The sequence below is a fragment of the Peterkaempfera griseoplana genome, from assembly GCF_001418575.1.
Classification (GTDB): domain Bacteria; phylum Actinomycetota; class Actinomycetes; order Streptomycetales; family Streptomycetaceae; genus Peterkaempfera; species Peterkaempfera griseoplana.
In genome coordinates this window covers 1-4,739 of record NZ_LIQR01000527.1, presented here as the reverse complement: position 1 = coordinate 4,739, position 4,739 = coordinate 1, and the positions used below count along the sequence as shown (strand labels likewise).

Here is a 4,739-nt window from a genome sequence, read left to right as displayed (position 1 = left end):
GCCGCCGCCGCGGCCGCCGCCCTGCTGCTCCCCCTCGCCGCCTGCGCCAACGACGCGGCGAGCAACTCCGGCACCGCCGTCGCCAAGGACACCGGCCCGGCCGTGTCCGGCCCCAAGGTCAAGATCATGGTCGGCGGCCTGGACAAGGTCATCTACATGCCGGCGATGCTCACCCAGCGCCTGGGCTTCTTCAAGGCCGAGGGGGTCAACGTCGAGCTGCTGACCGAGCCGGCCGGCGTCGACGCCACCACCGCGCTGATCGCCGGGGACGTCCAGGGCGCGGTCGGCTTCTACGACCACACCATCGACCTCCAGGCCAAGGGCAAGTCGGTGGAGTCCGTGGTGCAGTTCTCCCAGGCGCCCGGCGAGGTGGAGCTGGTCTCCACCAAGGCGGCCGGGTCGATCAAGTCCGGCAAGGACTTCAAGGGCCGGAAGCTGGGCATCACCAGCCTGGGCTCCTCCACCGACTTCCTCACCAAGTACCTGGCGGTCAAGAACGGTCTCGCCGTCGGCGACTTCAGCCCGATCGCGGTCGGCGCCGGCCAGACCTTCATCGCCGCCCTCCAGCAGGGCAGCATCGACGGCGGCATGACCACCGACCCGACCGTGGCCAACGTCCTCGACAAGGGTCTGGGCAAGGTGCTGTACGACATGCGCACCCCCGAGGGCTCCAAGGCGGCGCTCGGCGGCCTCTACCCGTCCTCCAGCCTGTACATGAACACGGACTGGGTGAGCAAGAACAAGGACACCACCCAGAAGCTGGCCAACGCCTTCGTCAGGACCCTGAAGTGGATGTCCACCCACACCCCGGCGGAGATCGCGGCCAAGATGCCCGCCGACTACGCCCAGGGCGGTGAGGACCTGTACGCCAAGTCCATCGAGTCCACCCTGCCGATGTTCACCAAGGACGGTGTGATGCCCGCCGACGGTCCCAAGACCGTGCTGGACGTCCTCTCCTCCTTCAACCCCGAGGTCAAGGGCAAGGACATCGACCTCAGCAAGACCTACACCACCGAGTTCGCGCAGCAGGCCGCCTCGGCGGGCTGACCCTCCGCGCGGACCCCGGCGCCTCCGCCTCCCGGACAGCGGGCGGAGGCGCCGGTGTGTGTGCCATGGTGAGCCGCACCATGACGCGGGACTGGCCCGGTGGCCCGGCTGGTGCGGGAGTTCCACGATCTGACGGCCGGAACGTCCCTCGCCGACGGAACGCAGGTCGTCTGCCACCACGACCTGTCGCCCCGGAATACCGTCTATGACGACGACTGGCTGCCCGTGGACCTCATCGACTGGGACATCGCCGCCCCGGGCGAGCGCATCCAGGACCTCGCCCATGTCTGCTGGCAGTACCTGGACCTGGGTCCGTCCGTCACCGATGTTCCGGAGGCTGCCCGGCGGATCCGGCTGATCTGCGACACCCACGGCCTGCACGGTCCGGCCGAGGTGGTGGACACCGTGCTGTGGTGGCAGGACCGCTGCTGGCGGGGCATCCTGGCCGGCGCGCGGCGCTGCGAGCCCGCCATGGCGGGCCTGCGCGACAGGGACGTGGTCGGTGAGATCCAGGCAGCCCGTCAATGGGTGTCGCTCCGCCGGGGCTCCCTGGCCGACGGGCGCTGACCTGCCCGAGCCCGCAGGCGTACCGCATCTCGGAGAATGCGCTGGCCAGGCTGCGGCAGAGCAGATAGAAAGGCCCGCATGCCCATCCGTGTACGCACCGGCGGCCCCGCCGACGCACCCGCGATCCTCGGCCTGCTGGACGGCGCCGTCGCCTGGCTGGTCGAGCGCGGCCATCCCGACCAGTGGGGCACCACCCCCTGGTCCACCAGCCCGGCCGCGGTCGAGCGCATCCACCGCTACGCCACCGACTACCTGGTCCGTATCGCCGAGGTGGACGGGCGGCCGGCCGGCTGCTGCATCCTGGCCGAGGAGCCACCCCCGTATGCGCCGCCGGTGGACGAGCGGGAGCTGTACGTCCGCAGCCTGGTGACCGATCGCGCCCTCAAGGGGAGCGGCGTCGGCGCCGCCCTGATCGACGACGCCCGCGCCGAGACCGCAAGGCGTGGCATCGGTCTGCTCCGCGTGGACTGCTACGCGGGCAACCAGGGACGCCTGGTCGCCCAGTACCAGCGGCTCGGGTTCACCCCGAGCGACACCTTCACGGTCCACCCGGCCGGGGCGGGTCCCTGGCACGGGCAGGTCCTGGAGCAGCGCCTGTAGCCGGACGGCGTCGAAGCACCGCGTCCACAGCTGCCTGAGCGCGGACTGCGCCGCCCGGTCCTCCCTTTCGCAGTGGGGGACCAGGCGGCGGGCCACGGCTGTTGTCGGGCACTCAGGAGCCGTGGGCGTCCTGCTGTCCACCTCCACCAGCCGGGCTGAGCGCAAGCGAGGCCCCCGGCCGGGTGGCACCGGTCAGGAGCCGCAGCCCAGGCGCCGGGTGGACAGCGCCAGGTCGTCCAGCCGCAGGTCGTAGGAGGCCGGAGTCGGGTTGGGCTGGTAGAGCTGCCAGCCGATGCGGACCGTGTCGAAGCGGGGGAAGACGAAGTCCACCGGATTGCCGCCGTGCTGGGTGGTGCTGACGGTCAGATCCGGTTGGGGCCGGCCGTCGAGCCACACCGAGACCCGGTTGTCCGGCGCGTCCAGCCGCCACTCCACGCAGGTCCAGCGGCCGGCCGAGGCGGGCGCGGACTCCCTCCAGTCGGTCCAGTCGCCGGTGGGACCACCGTCGGAGCCGACGCCCCACAGGTCGGTACCGTTGCCGACGGTCGGCACATACTGGCCGCCGACCGGACGGACCACGCTGCCGTCGCCGCTGCCGGTGGCCTCCACCAGGGTGAAGTGGGCCCAGTCCGGGGCGGAGGGCAGCGCGTCGACCCGTACCTGCATCCTCCCGTAGAAGCTGTTGCCCGGCGCCCTGAGGTTGTTCACCTCGACGAAGGCATGGCCGTTGCCCTCGGTGTGCAGATGCAGCACCCGGCCGTGGCGGTGGTCCGGTCCATGGGCGGAGTCCCGTTCGACGGAGAGGGTTCCACGGTCGGTGTTCACACCCCAGTCGGGGCTGATGGCCGCGCCGAGCGGCAGGGTCTCGAAGTTCTCACAGAACAGCATCGTCCTGTCGTCCGCGCAGTCACCGTGCGGATGCCCGCCGGAGGCCGGAGGGGCCGCCGCGACTCCGGTGGCGGCAGCGGCTGCCAGCGCGAAGGCGCTGAGCAGGGTGAGCGGTCTGCGGATCATGGCGGTGGGGTGCCCCACGGCTTCTCCACTCGTTGGGGGAACGATCGGGATCCCGCGAGCGACAGCGCTCAGAGGCAGTCGCGCAGCACCCTGGAACAGCCGGGCCGCTCCCACCAGAAGGCCTCGGGGCCTGCCGGTGCCGCCCGCGGGAGGGCGGGCGGCACCGACAGGATCAGAGCGCGGTGGCGAACTCGACGAACGACGCCCAGGCCTCGGGGGTGAAGGCGAGTTGGGGACCCTGCCGGTCCTTGGAGTCCCGGACGTGCACGGCGCCGGGGCAGGTGGCGACCTCGATGCAGTTGCCGCCCTCGTTGTCGCTGTAGGTGGATTTGAACCAGATCAACTCTGCTGCGCCGGGGGCTGCTTCTGTGACGTTCATGCCTCTCCCAGGGACTTCTCAATGAAGGCCAGCGACTCCTCAGGAGTGAGCGCCTGGGCACGGATGATTCCGTACCTGGATGCGATGGCGCGTACCTCCTCGGTGTCCGTGATCAGTGTGCTCCGTCCTTGCCCCTCCAGGTAGGCCACCTGCTGGCGGCCTTTGGGCGTGAGCAGGGTGAATGGGCCTGCGACCCCTGCGTTGTCGGAACGGCTAGTGGGCATCACCTGGATCTCCACGTGCCGAAGTTGTCCGATGTTGAGAAGGTGCCTCAGCTGCCCGCAGAGCACCTGTTCGCGCCCAAGCGGCCGCTGCAACACCACTTCCTCGATGACGAACCCCAGCAGGGGCGAGGGACGGCGATCGATCACTTCTCGTCGGGCCATACGCGCCGCCACACGTTGTTCGATCGTGTCCTCGTCCAGCAGGGGGCGTCGCATCGTGAACAAGGCTCTCGCGTAGTCTTCGGTCTGGAGCAGACCGTTGATCACCATGTTGTCGTACGCGTACCGCTCCACCGCCTCCGCCTCCAGCCGGGCGAAGTCCCTGAAGAACGCGGGGAATCGGGCCCCTGCCACCGACCGCTTCAGCGCGGCCAGCATCCCGCCCGCGCCCAGTACGTCGTCGGCCTTGTCGATGAACTCCGGCTGGGCCAGCCGGCGCCCCAGCTCCACCGAGGAGATGAGGTCCTCCGAGTAGCCCAGCTGCCTGCCCAGTTCGGCCTGGGTGAGGCCGGAGCGTTCGCGGAGCAGCTTCAGCTGCCTGCCGAAGCCCTTGAGGATCTCCGTACCCGAGTCGTCCTGCGCACCGACAGCCATCTCCGGCCACCTCCCCGACCTGATGTCCACCCAACGGAGCCCCCTGCTCCGCCGTCACTGCCGACCGGCCGTACCGGTCCCGCCATGTGCCCGTACCAGTACGCTGCGTACACGCAGTGGCGCTGGCCAGGCTATGTGTACGGGAGCCACGGTGGGGCCATGAAGTCCGAACATCCCCCTGTCGGGGTCGCCCGCCGGTCTGCCGTGCACAGATTCAGCTCCACCCGCTTCGGCGCCCGCCTCGCCCGCTGGGCCACCGTCAGACGGCTCGCCGAGTGGGGGTGGGAGCCCGGGGGCTGTCTCTTATACACACT

6 protein-coding genes are annotated in these 4,739 nt (G+C 70.3%); 3 read left to right on the top strand and 3 right to left on the bottom strand.

Annotated features, from left to right (window positions below; all coding sequences use genetic code 11):
• The 3 genes from AOK09_RS31705 to AOK09_RS31695 all read left to right on the top strand — a co-directional run.
• On the top strand, nucleotides 1–1,047 hold a 1,047-nt coding region (locus tag AOK09_RS31705; RefSeq protein ID WP_063796132.1), incomplete at its 5' end, for an ABC transporter substrate-binding protein.
• A gap of 99 nt (nucleotides 1,048–1,146) precedes the next feature.
• Nucleotides 1,147–1,614, top strand: coding sequence for a phosphotransferase (locus AOK09_RS31700; RefSeq protein ID WP_055590667.1), 468 nt, complete (start codon nucleotides 1,147–1,149; stop codon nucleotides 1,612–1,614).
• A 78-nt stretch (nucleotides 1,615–1,692) separates the two neighbouring features.
• Nucleotides 1,693–2,214, top strand: coding sequence for a GNAT family N-acetyltransferase (locus tag AOK09_RS31695; protein WP_079063592.1), 522 nt, complete (start codon nucleotides 1,693–1,695; stop codon nucleotides 2,212–2,214).
• A gap of 192 nt (nucleotides 2,215–2,406) precedes the next feature.
• Here AOK09_RS31695 and AOK09_RS31690 read toward each other — a convergent pair whose 3' ends face one another.
• The 3 genes from AOK09_RS31690 to AOK09_RS31680 all read right to left on the bottom strand — a co-directional run bounded on the left by AOK09_RS31690 (nucleotide 2,407) and on the right by AOK09_RS31680 (nucleotide 4,425).
• Nucleotides 2,407–3,228 (bottom strand): hypothetical protein, encoded by an 822-nt coding sequence (locus AOK09_RS31690; RefSeq protein ID WP_055590669.1) that lies wholly within the window; start codon nucleotides 3,226–3,228, stop codon nucleotides 2,407–2,409.
• Between the two features lie 172 nt (nucleotides 3,229–3,400).
• The gene (locus AOK09_RS31685; protein WP_055590666.1) at nucleotides 3,401–3,607 is read right to left on the bottom strand and encodes a DUF397 domain-containing protein; all 207 of its coding nucleotides are present in this window, start codon (nucleotides 3,605–3,607) and stop codon (nucleotides 3,401–3,403) included.
• Nucleotides 3,604–4,425, bottom strand: a complete 822-nt coding sequence (locus AOK09_RS31680; RefSeq protein ID WP_055590668.1) for a helix-turn-helix domain-containing protein — start codon at nucleotides 4,423–4,425, stop codon at nucleotides 3,604–3,606. Before AOK09_RS31680 ends, AOK09_RS31685 begins: the two co-directional genes overlap by 4 nt.
• Between the last annotated feature and the right edge of the window lie 314 nt (nucleotides 4,426–4,739).

Coding starts and splice junctions, on each gene's coding strand:
- AOK09_RS31695 (WP_079063592.1), top strand. CDS start 1,693: ATGCCCATCCGTGTACGCACCGGCGGCCCCGCCGACGCACCCGCGATC.
- AOK09_RS31690 (WP_055590669.1), bottom strand. CDS start 3,228: ATGATCCGCAGACCGCTCACCCTGCTCAGCGCCTTCGCGCTGGCAGCC.
- AOK09_RS31685 (WP_055590666.1), bottom strand. CDS start 3,607: ATGAACGTCACAGAAGCAGCCCCCGGCGCAGCAGAGTTGATCTGGTTC.
- AOK09_RS31680 (WP_055590668.1), bottom strand. CDS start 4,425: ATGGCTGTCGGTGCGCAGGACGACTCGGGTACGGAGATCCTCAAGGGC.